Origin of the sequence: Flavobacterium notoginsengisoli, assembly GCF_042686225.1 — a bacterium.
Taxonomy (GTDB): Bacteria; Bacteroidota; Bacteroidia; order Flavobacteriales; family Flavobacteriaceae; genus Flavobacterium; species Flavobacterium notoginsengisoli.
In genome coordinates, this window is record NZ_JBHUOT010000001.1 from 782,574 (window position 1) to 801,463 (window position 18,890).

12 protein-coding genes are annotated in these 18,890 nt (G+C 35.0%); 5 read left to right on the top strand and 7 right to left on the bottom strand.

Annotated features, from left to right (window positions below; translation table 11 throughout):
- Nucleotides 1–112 precede the first annotated feature (112 nt).
- From thrC to thrA, 3 genes are all read right to left on the bottom strand, one after another.
- Nucleotides 113–1,402, bottom strand: coding sequence for a threonine synthase (gene thrC, locus ACFS3A_RS03330; protein ID WP_379823909.1), 1,290 nt, complete (start codon nucleotides 1,400–1,402; stop codon nucleotides 113–115).
- Nucleotides 1,403–1,498: 96 nt separating this feature from the next.
- A complete protein-coding gene (locus tag ACFS3A_RS03335; RefSeq protein WP_179004001.1) occupies nucleotides 1,499–2,422 on the bottom strand; it encodes a homoserine kinase in 924 nt (307 codons plus the stop codon).
- 161 nt (nucleotides 2,423–2,583) lie between these two features.
- Nucleotides 2,584–5,031 (bottom strand): bifunctional aspartate kinase/homoserine dehydrogenase I, encoded by a 2,448-nt coding sequence (thrA, locus tag ACFS3A_RS03340; RefSeq protein ID WP_379823910.1) that lies wholly within the window; start codon nucleotides 5,029–5,031, stop codon nucleotides 2,584–2,586.
- Between the two features lie 563 nt (nucleotides 5,032–5,594).
- Here thrA and hutH point away from each other — a divergent pair.
- From hutH to ACFS3A_RS03355, 3 genes are read left to right on the top strand one after another with little or no spacing between them, the layout of a single operon-like run.
- Nucleotides 5,595–7,109 carry a histidine ammonia-lyase gene (hutH, locus tag ACFS3A_RS03345; protein ID WP_379823911.1) on the top strand — a complete coding sequence of 505 codons (1,515 nt, stop codon included), beginning with the start codon at nucleotides 5,595–5,597 and terminating at the stop codon, nucleotides 7,107–7,109.
- Nucleotides 7,110–7,157: 48 nt separating this feature from the next.
- Nucleotides 7,158–7,802: a DUF47 domain-containing protein gene (locus tag ACFS3A_RS03350; protein WP_184164697.1), complete on the top strand. Its 645-nt coding sequence runs from the start codon at nucleotides 7,158–7,160 to the stop codon at nucleotides 7,800–7,802.
- Nucleotides 7,803–7,833: 31 nt separating this feature from the next.
- On the top strand, nucleotides 7,834–9,165 hold the full coding sequence (locus ACFS3A_RS03355) for an inorganic phosphate transporter (protein WP_379823912.1): 1,332 nt from the start codon (nucleotides 7,834–7,836) through the stop codon (nucleotides 9,163–9,165).
- Nucleotides 9,166–9,257: 92 nt separating this feature from the next.
- On the opposite strand, the gene ACFS3A_RS03360 is transcribed toward ACFS3A_RS03355, so the two are convergent.
- From ACFS3A_RS03360 to ACFS3A_RS03370, 3 genes are all read right to left on the bottom strand, one after another.
- Complete coding sequence (locus ACFS3A_RS03360; protein WP_379823914.1) at nucleotides 9,258–9,779, bottom strand: DUF421 domain-containing protein; 522 nt, start codon at nucleotides 9,777–9,779, stop codon at nucleotides 9,258–9,260.
- Nucleotides 9,780–9,886: 107 nt separating this feature from the next.
- Complete coding sequence (rimK, locus tag ACFS3A_RS03365) at nucleotides 9,887–11,254, bottom strand: 30S ribosomal protein S6--L-glutamate ligase (RefSeq protein WP_379823915.1); 1,368 nt, start codon at nucleotides 11,252–11,254, stop codon at nucleotides 9,887–9,889.
- 348 nt (nucleotides 11,255–11,602) lie between these two features.
- Complete coding sequence (locus ACFS3A_RS03370; RefSeq protein ID WP_379823916.1) at nucleotides 11,603–14,149, bottom strand: ATP-dependent Clp protease ATP-binding subunit; 2,547 nt, start codon at nucleotides 14,147–14,149, stop codon at nucleotides 11,603–11,605.
- Between the two features lie 257 nt (nucleotides 14,150–14,406).
- Here ACFS3A_RS03370 and gyrA point away from each other — a divergent pair, with 257 nt between their 5' ends.
- Nucleotides 14,407–17,046, top strand: a complete 2,640-nt coding sequence (gyrA, locus tag ACFS3A_RS03375) for a DNA gyrase subunit A (protein ID WP_379823917.1) — start codon at nucleotides 14,407–14,409, stop codon at nucleotides 17,044–17,046.
- Nucleotides 17,047–17,088: 42 nt separating this feature from the next.
- On the top strand, nucleotides 17,089–18,357 hold the full coding sequence (locus ACFS3A_RS03380; protein WP_379823918.1) for a tetratricopeptide repeat protein: 1,269 nt from the start codon (nucleotides 17,089–17,091) through the stop codon (nucleotides 18,355–18,357).
- A gap of 69 nt (nucleotides 18,358–18,426) precedes the next feature.
- Here ACFS3A_RS03380 and ACFS3A_RS03385 read toward each other — a convergent pair whose 3' ends face one another.
- Nucleotides 18,427–18,846: an OsmC family protein gene (locus tag ACFS3A_RS03385; RefSeq protein ID WP_379823919.1), complete on the bottom strand. Its 420-nt coding sequence runs from the start codon at nucleotides 18,844–18,846 to the stop codon at nucleotides 18,427–18,429.
- Nucleotides 18,847–18,890: the final 44 nt, after the last annotated feature.

Genomic DNA, 18,890 nt, shown 5'->3' on the forward strand with positions numbered 1-18,890 from the left:
TATATTTTTAGACTTGATTGAGAAAAATTGTTTTTGAAAGAAAAGATAATTGAATAAAAAAACGACTGAAATAAATCCCAGTCGTCTTAGTATATGATGTTTTATAAATTGTTTACCCCAAGAAACTTTTCAACTCCTCATAAGTCCCAATCTTCACACTAACTTTTTCCTCATTAATAACACTTTCAATCTGAGCAGGAATAGGAAGTGTAATTCCTAAAGCAGGTTCAACAACATCTAAGAATTTAATAGGATGTGCCGTTTCTAAGAAAATACCAATGGCGTTAGGGTGTTTTTCTAGTTCTTTTTTCAAACCTAAATAACCAACAGCACCGTGTGGTTCTGCAATATAGCCGTCTGTGTTGTAGATTTTCTTTAGCGCTTCAAGTGTTTCTTCGTCAGTATAACTATAAGAAGAAAAATCTTTTTCAAAAGCTTTTAAATCATTGTTGTATAATTCCTGAATTCTAATAAAGTTACTTGGGTTTCCAACATCCATAGCGTTAGAGATTGTCGCTTTAGAAGGTTTTGGGTCGTATTTTCCGTTTTCTAAGAATCTTGGCACCGTATCGTTTACGTTTGTAGACGCTACGAAATGTTCAATTGGCAAACCTAATTTCTTTGCCATAATTCCGGCGCAGATATTCCCGAAGTTGCCGCTTGGGCAAGAGAAAACTAAAGGTTTGCTTTGGCTTTTCAATGCTTTGTAAGCAAAGAAGAAATAAAACATTTGCGGTAACCAGCGCGCAATATTAATAGAGTTTGCCGAAGTCAGGTTTTTATGCGCTAAAGTTTCATCCAAAAACGCTTTTTTTACCATATCCTGACAATCGTCAAAAACGCCGTCCACTTCAAGCGCTTTAATGTTTTGCCCTAAAGTAGTCAATTGTTTTTCCTGAATATCGCTCACTTTTCCGGACGGATATAAAATCACAACATCAACACCGTCAACGCCTAAAAATCCGCTGGCAACAGCTCCGCCTGTATCTCCAGAAGTAGCTACTAAAACGGTATTTTTAGCCTCTTTTTTGTCTTTATTGAAATAACCCAAACAACGCGACATAAAACGCGCTCCAACGTCTTTAAATGCCATTGTTGGCCCGTGAAATAATTCTAACGAATAGATTCCGTTTTCGACTTTCACCACTGGAAAATCAAAAACTAAAGTCTCGGCAATGATTTCTTTTAATATTTCTGCAGGTATTTCATCGCCAACGAATTGTTTAATCGCTTCAAAGGCAATTTCTTCGTGGCTTAAACTTTCGATTTTATCAAAAAAAGAAGGATCAAGCGGTGTAATACTTTCCGGGAAATATAATCCTTTGTCAGTGGCTAATCCTTGTATAACAGCTTCCTGAAAAGAAACTTTTGGGGCATTATGGTTTAAACTATAGTATTTCATTTTTTTTTAGTTCTTAGTTGGTTAGTCCTTAGTCCTTAGTCCTTAGTTTTCAATCTTTAGCTTTTAAAACTAAGGACTAAGGACTAAGTACTCTTTTTAAATAATTCTTACGCCGTCTGGGTTTATCTTCGAAACGTGAATTTCATACGGTAAATTCATTTTTTCGTAAACGTCACTCATGGCTTTTGCGATTTTTTCGGCGGTTTCTTTTCCTCTGCTTAAAGCGAAAATCGACGGGCCGGAACCTGAAATTCCGGAACCTAAAGCGCCGTTTTCGTAAGCCGTTTGTTTGATTTGGTCGAATCCAGGAATTAAAACGCTTCGAACCGGTTCAACGATTTCGTCGTGAAGCGATCTTCCGATTAAATCATAATCTTTAGTGTAAAGACCAGCAACCAATCCGCCTACATTTCCCCATTGCATGATCGCGCTTTTTAGGGAAACATTTTGTTTTAAAACCGAACGGGCATCAGACGTTTTTAATTCGATCTGAGGATGAACAACTGTTGCGTATAATTCTTCCGGACTGTCAATTCTAATAATATCCAAAGGCGAATAACTTCTTACCAAAGTAAAAGCGCCTAAAAGGGCAGGAGCAACGTTGTCGGCATGTGCGTTGCCGCTGGCTAATTTCTCGCCCTGCATCGCAAACTGAACCAAATCTTTACGTGAATACGGTCTTCCTAATAATTCATTAATTCCGAAAACCGCTCCGGCAGAACTTGCCGCACTGCTTCCGATTCCGCTTCCGGCTTTGATATTTTTATAAATTTCGATTTCAAATCCGAAGTCCAATTCATCTAAGGTTTCCAGCATGGCCAAAGCCGCAACTCCGGAAACGTTTTTCTCGGTTTCCAAAGGCAAATCGGCACCGACAATTTTAGTGATTCGAACTCCTTTTTGATCGACTTTTCGAACAATCATTTCATCGCCGGCATTGTCTAAGCAAAGTCCCAATACGTCAAATCCGCAGGAGAGGTTGGCGATAGTTGCCGGGCAAAAAAGTTTTATTTCTTTCATTTTTGGTTGGTTTTGCCACGAAGGCACAAAGTCACAAAGTTTTATTTTTTTAAGGCTTTGGTTTTTTGCCACAAAGGCGCTAAGACGCAAAGATTTTTTTATTTTTTGCGCTAAGTCTCAAAGAGAAAACTTAAAAACTTAGCGTCTTAGTGCCTTAGCGGCTAAACATTCCCAATGCGTATTACGTCTGCAAAAATTCCTGATGCTGTAACTGCAGCTCCGGCCCCGGCTCCTTTGATCAATAAAGGCTGATCTACGTAACGATCTGTGTAGAACAAAACGATATTATCTTTTCCTTCTAAATTGTAGAAAGGATGATCTTTTGGAATGAACTGTAAACCAACACTTGCTTTTCCGTTTTCGAATTGTGCTACGTATTTCAATCTTGAATCTTTGGCTAAAGCTTCGTTGTAAATGCCTTCAAAATGAGCAGCATGTTTGATTAACGAAGCAAAAAAGTCTTCGTTGTTTGTTGTTGCCAGACATTCTGCCGGTAAAAACGATTCGTTTGCAATGGCGTCAATATCCATTTCGTAACCGCTTTCGCGAATTAAGATTAGGATTTTACGAGCTACGTCGATACCGCTTAAGTCAATTTTTGGATCTGGTTCTGTAAAACCTTGAACGCCGGCTTCTTTTACCACATCATGGAAAGAATTGTCTTTATCAAAATTGTTGAAAATAAAGTTCAAACTTCCGGATAAAACTGCTTGAATTTTATGCACTTTATCTCCGGATGCAATCAGATTTTTTACCGTATCAATAATTGGCAATCCCGCACCAACATTTGTTTCAAATAAAAACGGAGCGTTATATTGACGAGATAAGTTTTTTAGTTTTTTATAATTGTCGTAAGCAGATGAACAAGCAATTTTGTTGCAAGTTACAACGGCAATACTTTCTTTTAAGAATTTTTCATAGGCTTCAGAAACCGTTGCATTTGCCGTAATATCAACAAAAATGCTGTTGCGTAAATTCAAGTCTTTTGCTTTTTTGATGAATTCTTCAATGTTTGCTAGTTCACCTTTGTCTAAAGCCGAATGCCAATCTTTTAATGAAATTCCGTCCTCATCAAAATACATTTTTCTTGAATTGGATAAAGCAATAACACGAACATTAATTTTCAAGTTGTCTTTTAAGAATTTCTTTTGGCTGTGAATCTGTTCGATGAATTTTTCTCCCACATTTCCAACTCCCATTACGAATAAATTCAGCTGTTTTGTGTTTTCTTCAAAGAAGTTTTCGTGTAAAGTATTCAGCGCTTTTTTGACATCTCTTTCGTTGATTACAGTCGAGATATTTCTTTCAGAAGCACCTTGCGCAATGGCACGAATGTTTACGTTGTTTTTTCCTAAAGTAGAGAACATTCTACCGCTTAAACCTTGGTGGTTTTTCATGTTTTCGCCCACCAAAGCAATAATGCAAAGGTCTTTTTCTACATAACACGGATCGATTTTGTTCTGTGAAATTTCGATTTCAAAAGCACTGTTAATTGCAGCTTCAGCATTATCAGCATCCGAGTTTAAAATTCCGATACAAATAGAATGCTCAGAAGAAGCCTGAGTAATAAAAATTACGTTGATTTTTTCCTGAGACAACACTTCAAACAAACGTCTTGACGAACCTGCGACTCCAATCATTCCTGGGCCTTCAAGAGTTAAAAGCGAAATATTATCAATATGGCTGATTCCTTTTACAACTGTATCTTTTGAAACAACAGTGTCAGAAATTAAAGTTCCTACGGCTTCCGGCTCAAAAGTGTTTTTGATTAAAATTGGAATATTTTTTCTTAAAACCGGCTGAATTGTTGGTGGATACAAAACTTTAGCGCCAAAATGCGATAATTCCATCGCTTCCTGATACGAAATATTGGCAATTGGCTGCGCTTGTTTTACGATTTTCGGGTTGGCAGTAAACATTCCGTTTACGTCAGTCCAGATTTCTAATTGTTCTGCATCTAAAGCTCCTGCAATAATTGCAGCAGTATAATCAGATCCGCCGCGTCCTAAAGTTGAAGTGATTCCGTCTAAAGTCTGCGCGATAAATCCAGGCAAGATATTGATTCTGGATTGGTTTTCAACAAAATATTCCTGGATTAGTTTATTTGAAACTTCAAAATTTACCGCAGCTTTTCCAAAGTTAGTATCAGTTTTGATTAATTCGCGACTGTCTTTGTAAACTGCATCTTTATTAATTTGTTGGTATGCCTGAGCAATAATAAATGACGAAAGTAATTCACCAAAACTTAAAATAGTGTCAGCAGTTCTTGGAGATAATTCGCCTAAAAGGAAACATCCGTCTAATAAAGTTTCTAAGTGATTGATGATTCTTTTTACATGACTTAAAAGACTACTTTGTTCGCTTACCGGAATCAGTTCTTTAAGTGTGTCAAGGTGTTTTTTCTCGATTTCAGCAACAACTTCTCTAAAGCTTTCGTCGTTTGCTGCTGCTTTTGCTGCTGCAGACTGCAATAGATCGGTTACTTTACTTAAAGCTGAAACGACTACGACTAATTGATCCTGCTTTGCTTTTTGATTAACAATGTCAAGAACGAGTTTTATATTTTGAGCATTGGCTACCGAAGTTCCGCCAAATTTTAATACTTTCATTTTGTGATATTTTTTCTTTTTATGCAAATATTTTTATGTATCCAATAACTCTCTTCTTTCAAGAAAAAAGTATAGGTAACCTAGGATTATATGTGAAAATGTATACCCCTAAGGGGTAGTAGTTGTTGTAGTAGAAATAATGGTAGCAGCAATTGCAGTTCTAGTTTGAACTGTCATTGTAGATTGATATTTTGTGCTGTTACTTTTCATTTTGATTTTCCAAAAGTACAGTTTTTTATATAAGCGGAAAACCTAAAAAGCCTTTTTGCGAATATTTTAATAATTCAAATCTCAATAAATCAATATTGAGTATTTGTTAAAATTGAATAGGCTAAATTGAGGTTTTGGCATATTTCAACCGTTGTTTTGGGTTGATTTAATATCTGTAACGAATTGAATTTTAAGAAAAAGATAATGAAAAAGCATTGAATAACGAGAATTTTGGTTTGCAATAAAAAATAAAGACTCTGGATAGTATTTACTGAAATTTTAATTATTGTGATAAAATGTTGCTTTTTAATATTGATTTGTTGAATTTTGACGTCTTAAAATTGAAAAACATCATGAGAGATATCCATTATATAAGTACTGAAACGATCACTTTAGAAACACTACACGAGATTTTATCCAATAATAAAATACTCGAATTATCGGAAGAAGCTAAAGTTAACGTACAGAAATGCCGTGATTATTTAGATAAAAAAATGGAATCGCATACAGCGCCAATTTACGGTATCAATACTGGTTTTGGTTCGCTTTATAGTGTGAAAATTTCAAATGAGAATTTATCTAAACTTCAGGAGAATTTAGTAAAATCTCATGCGTGTGGAACTGGAGAAGAAGTTCCGGCTGAAATTGTGAAGATGATGCTTTTGCTCAAAATTCAATCTTTAAGCTACGGACATTCCGGAGTGCAATTGAAAACGTTAGAGCGTTTAGTTGACTTTTATAATAATGATATTCTACCTGTTATTTATACGCAAGGTTCACTTGGAGCTTCAGGAGATTTGGCGCCATTGGCTCATATGTCATTACCATTAATTGGAGAAGGCGTTGTGCTTTTTGAAGGAAAAAAGACAGATTCAGCTGAAGTTTTAAAGCATTTTAACTGGGAACCAATCGTTTTACAATCCAAAGAAGGTTTGGCTTTATTGAATGGAACACAGTTTATGAGTGCTTATGGAGCTCATATTTTGATTAAAGCTTATAAATATTCGTATTTGGCAGATTTAATTGGAACTATTTCTTTGGAAGGTTTTGATGGAAGAATTGAGCCATTCAATGAATTGATCCATTATATACGTCCGCACAAAGGTCAAATTATAACGGCACAAAGAATTACTGAATTCTTAGACGGTAGTGAAATTATCGCTCAGGAAAAGAAACATGTTCAGGATCCGTATTCTTTCCGTTGTATGCCTCAGGTTCACGGCGCTTCAAAAGATGCGATTGATTATGTTCGAAAAGTATTCAAAACAGAAATCAATTCGGTTACGGATAATCCGAATATATTTATAGAAGCCGATCAGATTATTTCTGGCGGAAATTTCCACGGACAGCCTTTAGCTTTAGCTTTAGATTTTATGGCCATTGCTTTGGCAGAATTAGGAAGTATTTCTGAAAGAAGAACCTATCAGTTAATTTCTGGATTGCGTAATCTTCCGGCATTTTTGGTTGATAATCCGGGATTGAACTCTGGTTTTATGATTCCGCAATATACAGCAGCAAGTATTGCGAGTCAAAATAAACAATTGGCAACTCCGGCAAGTATCGATAGTATTGTTTCAAGTAACGGTCAGGAAGACCATGTGAGCATGGGAGCAAACGGAGCGACAAAAGCCTTACGAATTTTAGACAATTTAGAGCGTATTTTGGCAATCGAATTGTTGAATGCTTCACAGGCAATTGCCTACAGAGAGCCACTAAAATCAAGTGATTTTATCGAAATGTTCCTGAGTAGTTATAGGGAAGTTGTTCCTCTGGTAAAAGAAGACAGAATCTTACATAATGACATAGAAAACACAGTGTTATTCCTGGAGAGTTTCCAAATAGAAAACGATTTGTTAACAATGGCTTAACATTGCAAAATATTATTGAAGTAATTTTGCACTATCAAAAATAAAACAATGTCAATAAACAGTATTTTCCAATTTTTAGTGCCGAAAGACAAAAAATTCTTTCCACTTTTTGAAGAGGCTTCAAGCAATTTAATTGAATTAGCTTCTAACTTACACGAAGCTGTAAATTTACCATTAAAAGAAAGAGAAATTCTTTTTCAAAAAATTGACGAATTAGAACAAAAAGGAGAAGACATTACCCGTCAGACTAACCTGGAGTTAAGCAGAAACTTTATTACTCCATTTGATAGAGAAGATATTCACACGTTAATTACTTCGATTGACAACGTTGCTGATTATCTTCACGGCGCATCAAGCCGTATGAGATTGTATCAGGTTGATAAGATTACAAAATCGATCAGAAAAATGACGGAAATTAATCTTGAGGCTTGTCAGAACATTGACAGTGCAGTAAAAGAATTGAGAAATTTACAGAATTTCAAAGTCATTAAAGATGCTTGTTCGAGAATTAATAAATTAGAAAACAAGTCTGATAACGTATATAACAAAGCAGTTTTTGAAATTTTTGAAAACGAAACAGATGCTAAAAATATTATTAAATATAAAGAAGTGTTATCTGTTTTAGAATCAGCAACAGACAAATGTAAGAGTGTTGCGAACATACTGGAATCTATTTCTGTAAAACATTCTTAAATTCAATTTTTCATTCTGAAGTTATAATTTTATGACGCTACTTATATTAATTATAGTATTAGCTTTAATTTTTGATTACATCAATGGTTTTCATGATGCGGCAAATGCTATAGCGACTGTTGTTGCAACAAAGGTTTTAACACCTTTTCAGGCGGTTGTCTGGGCAGCATTTTTTAACTTTCTGGCTTATTGGGTTTTTGGATTTGGTGTTGCAGATACTGTTGCTAAAACAGCGCACACAATGGAAATTAACCTGGTTGTTATCCTGGCCGGAGTAATTGCGGCAATTTGCTGGAATTTATTGACCTGGTGGTTAGGAATTCCTTCCAGTTCTTCGCATACATTAATTGGAGGTTTTGCCGGAGCAGCTGTAGCACATGCCATTGCAGTTCATGGTTTTTCTGGTTATGTTGGAGAAGACGGAGCAACTCATTACTGGTACGAAATTGTAAGCTGGTATAAGGCTGGTAAAGATGGTGGAATGCCTTCTGGTGTTATTATCATTATTGCTTTTATTGTTCTGGCACCACTTTTGGGAGCTTTGGCATCTTATTTAATTTCAATTTGGTTATTAAATGCATCTCGCAAAAGTATCGGTCCAAAAATCTTTACTGTAGCTTTAATGCTTGCGACTATTATATTTGTTTACTACCAAATGGTTCCGTATTCAGAGATTGAAAAACCAAGATTTGAATCGCATTTTTGGAGTGTTGCTTTTGAGGCTCATAATATTAAATGGTTTTTAGTTGCATTTATTGTCTTGACCGTTAGTGCATTTTGTTTAATATTCAGTAGTTTAAATCTACATCAGGCAGATGCTGCTTTGAAAAAAATGCAATTATTGTCTTCTGCGGCTTTTAGTTTAGGACATGGGGGTAACGATTCTCAAAAAGTAATGGGTATTATTGCAGCTGCTGTTGCGGTATATATCAATACAAATCCTGGTGTTCACATGGATGCTTGGTTGGATGTTGTTTTGCCAAATGATGATGCAGGTATTAAAGGTGTAATGCCGAGCTGGATTCCGTTAGCATGTTATTCTGCAATTGCGGCAGGAACTTTAAGTGGTGGATGGAAAATTGTGAAAACAATGGGATCTAAAATTACAAAAGTAAGTTCGTTTGAAGGTGTTGCTGCTGAAACAGCCGGAGCTTTAACTCTTTACTTTACTGAACACTTAAAAATTCCGGTAAGTACAACGCATACTATTACAGGATCTATCATTGGTGTTGGATTAACAAAACGTGTTTCTGCCGTAAGATGGGGAGTTACAGTAAGTTTAATCTGGGCTTGGATTTTGACAATTCCGATTTCAGCTCTTTTAGCTGGATTAGTATACTTTATTTTAAGTGTATTTATTTAATGAAAGATATAAAATGTGAGAAGTAAATCGCATTTTTCTAAGATATTTAAAAAAGCCGATTTCAATTTGAAATCGGCTTTTTTTTTGTATTGTTATAAGTTTTGCAAATTCTTGCGATTGTGTTTGCGTTTGTAATGTGTTTGTTTAAGATGTTTTTGATCTGCTGAAATGATGCTGATTGTTCCATCAATTTCCAGCATGGCAAGTTTGACATCTGTAAGGTGTTCTAAGCCATGTTCACGTGCTGCCTCTTTTAATTCATCATGTGAAATATCTAATTTACTTAAAGTTTTAAAATCTAGCTTTCCGTCATGGATTAATACTTCGGGTTTGTCAAGTAATAAATTGCTTAAGGTTTTAGAGTTGCGTGTTAGTTTTTTAATTATAAAGTTGATTATAAACAGTACTAGTGCAGCAACCAATCCGCCTAGAAGACTGGTGTCCGGGCCGACCATTGCATTTTGAACAGAATTACTGATCAATAAAATAAGAATAATATCGGCAGTGTTTAATTGTGAAAGTTCTTTTTTGCCAAATACTCGTAAAGCAATCATCATGAAAAAATAGACAGCTATACTTCGGATTATTATATCTAAATAAGGAAATTGAATCATTTTACTCTTTTTGTTTGATTAAAGTTAAATAAAAAAGCTTTGCCAAAGTTTTAAACTTCGACAAAGCTTTAAATTATGAATTGTTAATTAAGTTTAAATGAACTTAATTATAGTTTAAAATTCTTTTCAATCGCTTTAATCATTTCTCCGGCAACATCTTTGTTAGTTGCGCCTTCAATTCCTTCAAGTCCCGGAGAAGAGTTTACTTCCAATAATAATGGTCCTTTTGAAGAACGAATAATATCCACTCCAGCTACTTTTAAGTCCATTGCTTTTGCTGCTTTAATGGCAATCTTTTTTTCTTCGGCAGTTACTTTTATGACAGAAGCGGTTCCGCCAAGGTGAATATTGGCTCTAAATTCGCCTGGCATAGCTTCGCGCTGAATTGCAGCAACTACTTTTCCATCGATTACAAAACAACGAATATCTTTTCCGTTTGCTTCTTTGATGAATTCCTGTACTAAAATATTGGCATTTAAACTTTTAAAAGCATTGATAACACTTTCTGCAGCTTTTTTGGTTTCAGCTAAAACAACCCCTTTTCCTTGTGTTCCTTCCAGTAATTTTACAATTAAAGGTGAGCCTCCAACCATTTTGATTAAATTGTCTGTATCAAGCGGAGAATTGGCAAAACCAGTTGTTGGAATATCAATTCCGCTGTTTAAAAGTAATTGCAGGGAGTATAATTTATCGCGTGATTGAGTTATGGCTGTAGCTGAGTTTAAACAGAAAACCTTCAAAGCTTCAAACTGACGTGTTAAAGCACAGCCATAAAAAGTAATACTTGGTCGAATTCTCGGAATAATGGCGTCAAACTGATTCAGGATTTTTCCGCCTCTGTAATGAATTTCAGGAGTTTTAGCATCCAATTTCATGTAACATTCCTTGATGTTCAAAAAATGCATTTCATGACCGCGCATTTCGCCGGCTTCCATAATCCTTTTGTTGCTATATAGTTCAGGGTTGCTAGCTAAAAGTCCGATTCGTAAACCGGAACTCGCTTTTTCTGAATTTTGGTATAATTCTTTAAGAGATTCCGGAGTAGGCTGTCCTAAAAGATATTTTTGTTCCGGATCAACCAAAACCCTTCCGCTCATAGCTTCACGTCCTAAAAGCATTCTAAATCCCATAGAATCACGATTAGTCAAAGTCATTTCGATTGGCCATTTAGTATCGCCAATTTTTAAACTGGTTTGAATAACGTAGCGATGTTCTCTAAAACCGCTCGAACTTTTAACAATTCGTTTGTCAACCAAAGGTGCTTCACAATGAATAATAGTTTTAATATTATTCTGAATTGGATTAATATCAAATTTAACCCAATTGGCATCATTTTTTATAAAAGGAGCTATGTTTAAAGCGTGCATTGCCGAAGTTTTAGCGCCGGAATCAACACGAGCTTTGATTGTCGGAATTCCAAGTTCTGGAAATGAGCACCATTCTTCGCTGCCTAAAATGACTTTGTTTTGAAGCATATGTTTTTATTTAGTTTTATGATCTGTTGGTTGTAATTATTTTAAACACATAGAAACATAGTATTTGAAACTGTGTAAAAGGCGTTTCACTTGCATAAATTAACATAGTTTGTTATATGTTAGAAACTGGTTTCTTTTTATTTTCCTTTCTTTAGTAAAATAAAAATCTATGTTTCTATGTGTTTAAATGTTTTTTAAAATTTCATCACCCAACAGGTTTTGTTATAGAATTTAAATTCAAAAATAGCTATTTGCTTTTACTAAAGATAGTGATTTTTGCAAAAAAAATACCCGTTATGTTATGAAAACGTAACGGGTAAGTTATTTCTGTTATAAATTTTAACTAATTTACTGATTTGTCGGCTCTTCGGCTTTGTGGATTTCAACTGACAATTCTTGAGAATCGTCTTTTAAGTCCATTAAGATTTCATCGCCTGAATGTATTTTTGAAGTGATGATTTCTTCTGCTAACAAATCTTCAACATATTTCTGGATTGCTCTTTTTAGAGGTCGTGCTCCAAATTGCTTATCAAAACCTTTTTCAGCAATAAATGCTTTTGCTTTGTCTGTTAAGCTTAGTTTGTAACCTAACTCTGCAATACGAGAATATAGTTTTTTCAATTCGATTTCGATAATCAAATCGATATCTCCTTTTTCCAGGGCGTTAAATACGATTACGTCGTCAATTCTGTTTAAGAACTCAGGAGCAAAAGTTTTCTTCAATGCATTTTCAATAATGCTTTTTGAATTTTCATCGGCCTGAGCTGTTCTTGCTGCGGTACCAAATCCAACACCTTGTCCAAAATCTTTCAACTGACGTGCACCAACATTAGACGTCATGATAATGATCGTGTTTTTAAAGTCAATTTTACGACCTAAACTATCAGTCAAATATCCGTCATCTAAAACCTGAAGCATCATATTGAATACATCTGGATGCGCTTTTTCGATTTCGTCTAAAAGTACAACGCAATATGGTTTTCTGCGAACTTTTTCAGTTAATTGTCCACCTTCTTCGTACCCGACATATCCCGGAGGTGCTCCAACTAAACGAGAGATTGCAAATTTTTCCATGTATTCACTCATGTCAATACGAACTAAAGCGTCTTCAGAATCAAATAATTCTTTTGCTAATACTTTGGCTAATTGTGTTTTACCAACTCCAGTCTGACCTAAGAAAATAAATGAACCAATTGGTTTGTTTGGATCTTTAAGTCCGGCTCTGTTACGTTGAATAGAACGTGCAATTTTAAGAACCGCTTCGTTTTGACCAATTACTTTGTTCTGAATCAATTCAGGCAATTGAGCCAATTTATTACTTTCTGTCTGCGCAATTCTATTAACAGGAATTCCGGTCATCATCGAAACAACATCGGCTACATTATCTTCTGTAACTTCGATTCTGTTGTTTTTAGAATCTTCTTCCCATTGTTCTTGTGCGATAGCTAAATCTTTTTCGATACGTTTTTCATCGTCGCGAAGTTTAGCGGCCTCTTCATATTTTTGTTTTTTAACAACCATATTTTTAAGCTCACGAACTTCTTCTAATTGACGCTCTAAATCCAAAATTTGTTTTGGAACATCAATGTTGGTAATGTGAACACGTGATCCTGCCTCGTCCATTGCATCAATAGCTTTGTCTGGTAAGAAACGCTCAGACATATATCTGTTTGTTAATTTAACGCAGGCTTCAATAGCTTCCGGTGTGTAAGTTACATTATGGTGATCTTCGTATTTATCTTTTACGTTGTTCAGGATAGCAATTGTTTCTTCAACAGAAGTTGGTTCTACAATTACTTTTTGGAAACGTCTTTCTAAAGCACCATCTTTCTCAATATATTGTCTATACTCATCAAGAGTAGTAGCGCCAATACATTGGATTTCCCCTCTTGCTAAAGCAGGTTTGAACATGTTTGAAGCATCAAGTGAACCTGTTGCTCCTCCAGCGCCTACAATAGTGTGGATCTCATCTATAAAAAGAATAATATCGTCGTTTTTCTCCAGCTCGTTCATTACGGCTTTCATTCTTTCCTCAAACTGTCCTCTGTATTTAGTTCCGGCAACTAAACTTGCTAAATCTAAAGTGACAACACGTTTGTTGAAAAGTATACGAGATACTTTCTTTTGAATAATACGTAAGGCAAGTCCTTCTGCGATAGCAGATTTACCAACCCCAGGTTCTCCAATAAGAAGCGGATTGTTCTTTTTTCTACGGCTTAGAATTTGAGAAACGCGTTCAATTTCTTTTTCGCGTCCCACAACTGGATCTAGTTTTCCTTCTTCTGCCATTTCTGTTAAATCTCTCCCAAAATTATCTAAAACCGGAGTCTTAGATTTTTTGTTTGACTTATTGGCGGGATTATTAAAACTACTTTCTTTTAGACTGTCATCTTGTCCTGAATCGTCATTGTACGATTCGTTTCTTGGCAAGTTTTCTAAGAATTCTTCTTCGTTTGGAGTCATATTTAAATACTGTTCTTTAGCTACGTCATAATCTATTTTTAGTTTATTCAGTAACTTGGTTGTTGGATCGTTTTCGTTGCGCAAGATACATAACAGCAGGTGGGCGGTGCTAATGGATGAACTTTGAAATACTTTTGCTTCAAGAAAAGTGGTCTTCAGGGCTCTTTCGGCCTGTCGGGTAAGATGAAGGTTTTTCTTTTCTGCATTTACTTCAACGCTCAGGTTAGCGGGGCTAAGTATTTCTACCTTCCTGCGTAAATGATCTAAATCGACTGCCAGGTTATTAAGTATATGAATAGCTTTTCCGTTACCATCTCTTAAAATACCCAGCATGAGATGTTCAGTACCAATAAAGTCGTGGCCTAAACGTAGTGCCTCTTCTTTACTATACGTAATAACATCTTTTACTCTTGGTGAAAAATTATCATCCATAATATATAATTGGTATTGTAAATTTAGTGAATTACTGTTTTAAAAACAAAAACCGTACCTGTCAAGATCTCCTGACAGCTAATAGACGAAAAAAAAGAGAATAAAAGCGTTAAAAAACGCTTAATTTATTAACTAAAAGCCAAAATAAAGTTGTTAATAAATCATTTAAATAAGTGTAAGGAAATAGCTGAAAAAATTTTAAAAAAACGTATCTTGGCACGCTTTGAAACTATTATAATTATTTAATATAACAACTTATGTCTGAAGGAGAAAAGTTAATTCCTATTAACATTGAAGATGAAATGAAATCAGCTTACATCGATTATTCGATGTCAGTAATTGTATCAAGAGCACTTCCTGATGTTAGAGATGGCTTGAAACCAGTGCATCGAAGAGTTCTTTATGGAATGTATGATTTAGGAGTAACTTCAAGATCTGCCCATAAAAAATCTGCAAGAATCGTGGGAGAGGTTCTGGGTAAGTACCACCCGCACGGAGATACCTCTGTTTATGACGCAATGGTACGTATGGCTCAGGAGTGGAGTATGCGATATTTATTAGTTGATGGTCAGGGTAACTTTGGATCTGTCGATGGAGATAGTCCGGCAGCAATGCGTTATACTGAGGCCAGAATGCGCAAAATTTCTGAAGAAATTATGGCAGATATCGAAAAAGAAACAGTTGATTTTCAATTGAACTTTGACGATACTATATATGAACCAAAAGTAATGCCTACCAGAGTTCCTACTTTATTAGTAAACGGAGCTACAGGTATTGCAGTTGGTATGGCAACGAATATGCCGCCACACAATTTAACTGAGGTTATCAACGGTACTTTAGCGTACTTAGATAACAATGATATTGAAGTAGATGAATTAATGACGCATATTAAAGCTCCGGATTTTCCAACCGGAGGTATAATATATGGATACGAAGGTGTTCGTGAAGCTTTTAAAACAGGTAGAGGGCGTATTGTAATGCGTGCTAAAGTTGGTTTTGAAGAAGTAGATGGAAGAGAGTGTATCATTGTTACTGAAATTCCGTATCAGGTTAACAAAGCCGAGATGATTAAACGTACGGCTGATTTAGTTAATGATAAAAAAATTGAAGGTATTGCGAATATCCGTGACGAATCTGATAGAACGGGTATGCGTATCGTTTATATTTTGAAACGTGATGCTACGCCAAACGTAGTTTTAAATACCTTATATAAATATACTCAATTACAGTCTTCTTTTAGTGTAAATAATATTGCATTGGTGAAAGGACGTCCTCAATTATTGAATCTGAAAGATATGATTCATTATTTTATTGAGCACCGTCATGATGTAGTAGTTAGAAGAACACAGTTTGAATTGCGTAAAGCTGAAGAAAGAGCGCATATTTTAGAGGGTTTAATCATTGCTTCTGACAATATTGATGAAGTAATTGCGTTAATTAGAGGTTCTAAAAATACTGATGAGGCAAGAGAAAAATTAATCGAGAGATTTAAATTGTCAGATATTCAGGCTCGTGCAATTGTTGAGATGCGTTTACGTCAGTTAACAGGTCTGGAGCAGGATAAATTAAGAGCTGAGTACGACGAATTGATGAAATTAATTGAGCATTTGAAAGCTTTATTAGCAGATGTTAATTTAAGAACCGACTTAATTAAAGAAGAACTTACTGAAATTCGTGATAAATATGGGGATGATCGTCGTTCTCAAATCGAATATTCTGGAGGTGATGTAAGTATTGAAGATTTAATTGCAGATGAGAATGTAGTAATTACAATTTCACACGCAGGTTATATCAAACGTACAAACTTATCTGAGTACAAAACACAAAATAGAGGTGGAGTTGGGCAGAAGAGTGCAGGAACAAGAGATCAGGATTTCTTAGAACATATGTTCGTAGCAACAAATCACCAATACATGATGTTCTTTACGCAAAAAGGAAAATGTTTCTGGATGCGTGTTTATGAAATTCCGGAAGGAAGTAAAACAGCAAAAGGAAGAGCAATTCAGAACCTGGTAAACATTGAAAGTGATGATAAAGTAAAAGCTTTTATTTGTACGCAAGATTTAAAAGACAAAGAGTATATCAATACACATAATCTTGTAATGGTGACGAAACAAGGTCAGGTGAAGAAAACTTCTTTAGAGAAATATTCTAAACCAAGAGTGAATGGAGTTGCTGCTATTACAATTAAAGAAGGTGATGAGTTAATTGGAGCTCAGTTAACAAACGGAGAAAGTCAAATTATTCTGGCGGTTAAATCTGGAAAATTAGTTCGTTTTGAAGAAACCAAAACACGTCCAATGGGAAGAACTGCTTCCGGAGTTCGTGGTATTACTTTAAAAGATGAAACCGACGAAGTAATTGGAATGGTTACGGTTGATAAAAATGATATTACAGAATCTCAAATCTTAGTGGTAACTGAAAATGGATACGGAAAACGTACGAAATTGGTTGATGAAGACGGAGAAGATGTTTACAGAATTACTAACCGTGGAGGTAAAGGTGTGAAAACACTTAATATTACCGAGAAAACAGGAAAATTAATATCTATCAATGCGGTTACAGATGCTGATGATTTGATGATTATTAATAAATCAGGTTTAACAATTAGAATGGCAATTGAAGATTTGCGTGTTATGGGACGTGCAACTCAAGGTGTCAGATTGATTAATCTTAAAGGAAAAGATTCTATCGCTGCTGTTACAAAAGTAATGAAAGATGATGTTGAAGAAGTAGTTGTTGATGAGGATGGAAATGTAATTGAGTCTGGAATCGAAAGAGTTAAACCGGATTTGGAAGTACTGGAAGATGATGGGCCAGTAGAAGATGACGATGATTCTGATGATGAAGTAATTGACGATGAAGATGATGCTGAAGAAGAAGAATCTGAAGAATAATTAAAATAGAATAAAAAGAAATTTAAATACAAATAAATCACTATGAAAAGTAAATATGTAATACTTGCTTCAGCATTATTGATCTCTATGGCTTCTTTTGCACAAAAAGATCAAATTAAAAGTGCTGAAAAAGCTTTAAAAGGAGGAGATGCTCAAGGAGCAATTACAATCTTAAATGATGCTGAAAATATGGTTGCAAATGCCAAAGACGTAGAGCAGGCGCAATTTTATTTTGTAAAAGGAAATGCTTATTTGGAACTTGCTGATAAAAAAGTAGAAGAAAGCAAAAATTTAACTGCTGCTGCTGAGAACTACAAGAAATTGATTGAGATTGAAAAAACTTCTGGAAAACAGAAATATTCAACTCAGGCAGCGACTTCGATTAGCAATATCAAGGGAAAATTGATCAATTCTGCAATTGCTGATACTCAGTCAAACAAAAATGTTGAAGGAGCAAAAAAATTGTATGATGCTTATGCCTTAGACAGAAATGATACAATTAACTTGTATTATGCTGCTTCAACTGCGGTTAATGCACAAGATTTTGATCTTGCTTTACCAATGTATGAAGAGTTGAAAAAAGTGAACTATTCTGGAAAAGGTACTTTGTATTTAGCTTCAAATAAAGCTAGTGGAAACGAAGATAACTTTGCTAATGCTAAAGAAAGAGATATGGCTGTAAAATTAGGTACACACGAAAAACCTAAAACAGAAGCTATCCCTTCTAAAAGAGGCGAAATCTATAAAAATTTAGCTTTAATCTTAGTTCAAAAAGGACGTACTGAAGAAGCTAAAAAAGCAATCGCAGACGCTAGAAAAGCAAATCCGGAAGATACTTCTTTAATCTTAACTGAAGCTAATTTATATCTTGAGACTAAAGATTTTGATATGTACAAAAAATTGGTTGGTGAGGCTTTAGAGAAAGATCCAAACAATGCTGATTTAGTATTCAATTTAGGAGTTATTAGTTCAGGTGCAAAAAACAATGCAGACGCTGAGAAATACTACTTAAGAGCAATTGAAATTAATCCAAGCTATACAAATGCTTACTTAAATCTTGCGGCATTAAAATTAGAGGCTGAAAAACCGATCATTGATGAAATGAATAAATTAGGTACTTCTGCGAAAGATATGAAACGTTACGATGTTTTAAAAGCACAAAGAGAAGGTGTTTTCAAGGGAGTTATTCCTTACCTTAAAAAAGCGAACGAGTTAGATCCTAAAAACGAAGATGTTTCTAAAACATTATTAGGTGTTTACAGTGCTCTTGAAATGACTGCTGAAGCTAAAGCTTTGAAAGCTAAAATGTAATAAAGTCAATTCTTTATAAAAAAAAACCATTCGCGAAAATCGAATGGTTTTTTTTATGTTTAATTTTTTCTAGCTAATTAATTCAGCAGATAATGTAATAGTAGTGTTTAGTAATTTAGAAATCGGACAGATTTCTTTTGCTTTATTAGCGGTAGCCGTAAATTCCTCTGCAGAAATTGAAGGAACTTTTCCTTTCAAATCTAAATGAATTAGGGTTATTGAACCATCTTCAAAAGTAACGGTTGCTTCTGTAGTTAAATCATCTGCAGTAAATCCGCCTTCATTCAGTAAAAAGCTTAATTGCATGGTAAAACATCCGGAATGTGCCGCTGCAACTAGTTCTTCCGGGTTTGTTCCTACACCATCTGCAAATCTTGTTTTAAAAGACAATTGTGCGTTATCTAAAGTTGTACTTTGAGTGCTTATTGTTCCTGTTCCTTCCATACCGGTTCCTTTCCAGTTGGCGTGTGCTTTTCTAGTAAATTTCATTTGTGTGGTATTAAAATTAATAAAATGTTGTTATTAGTTTGATT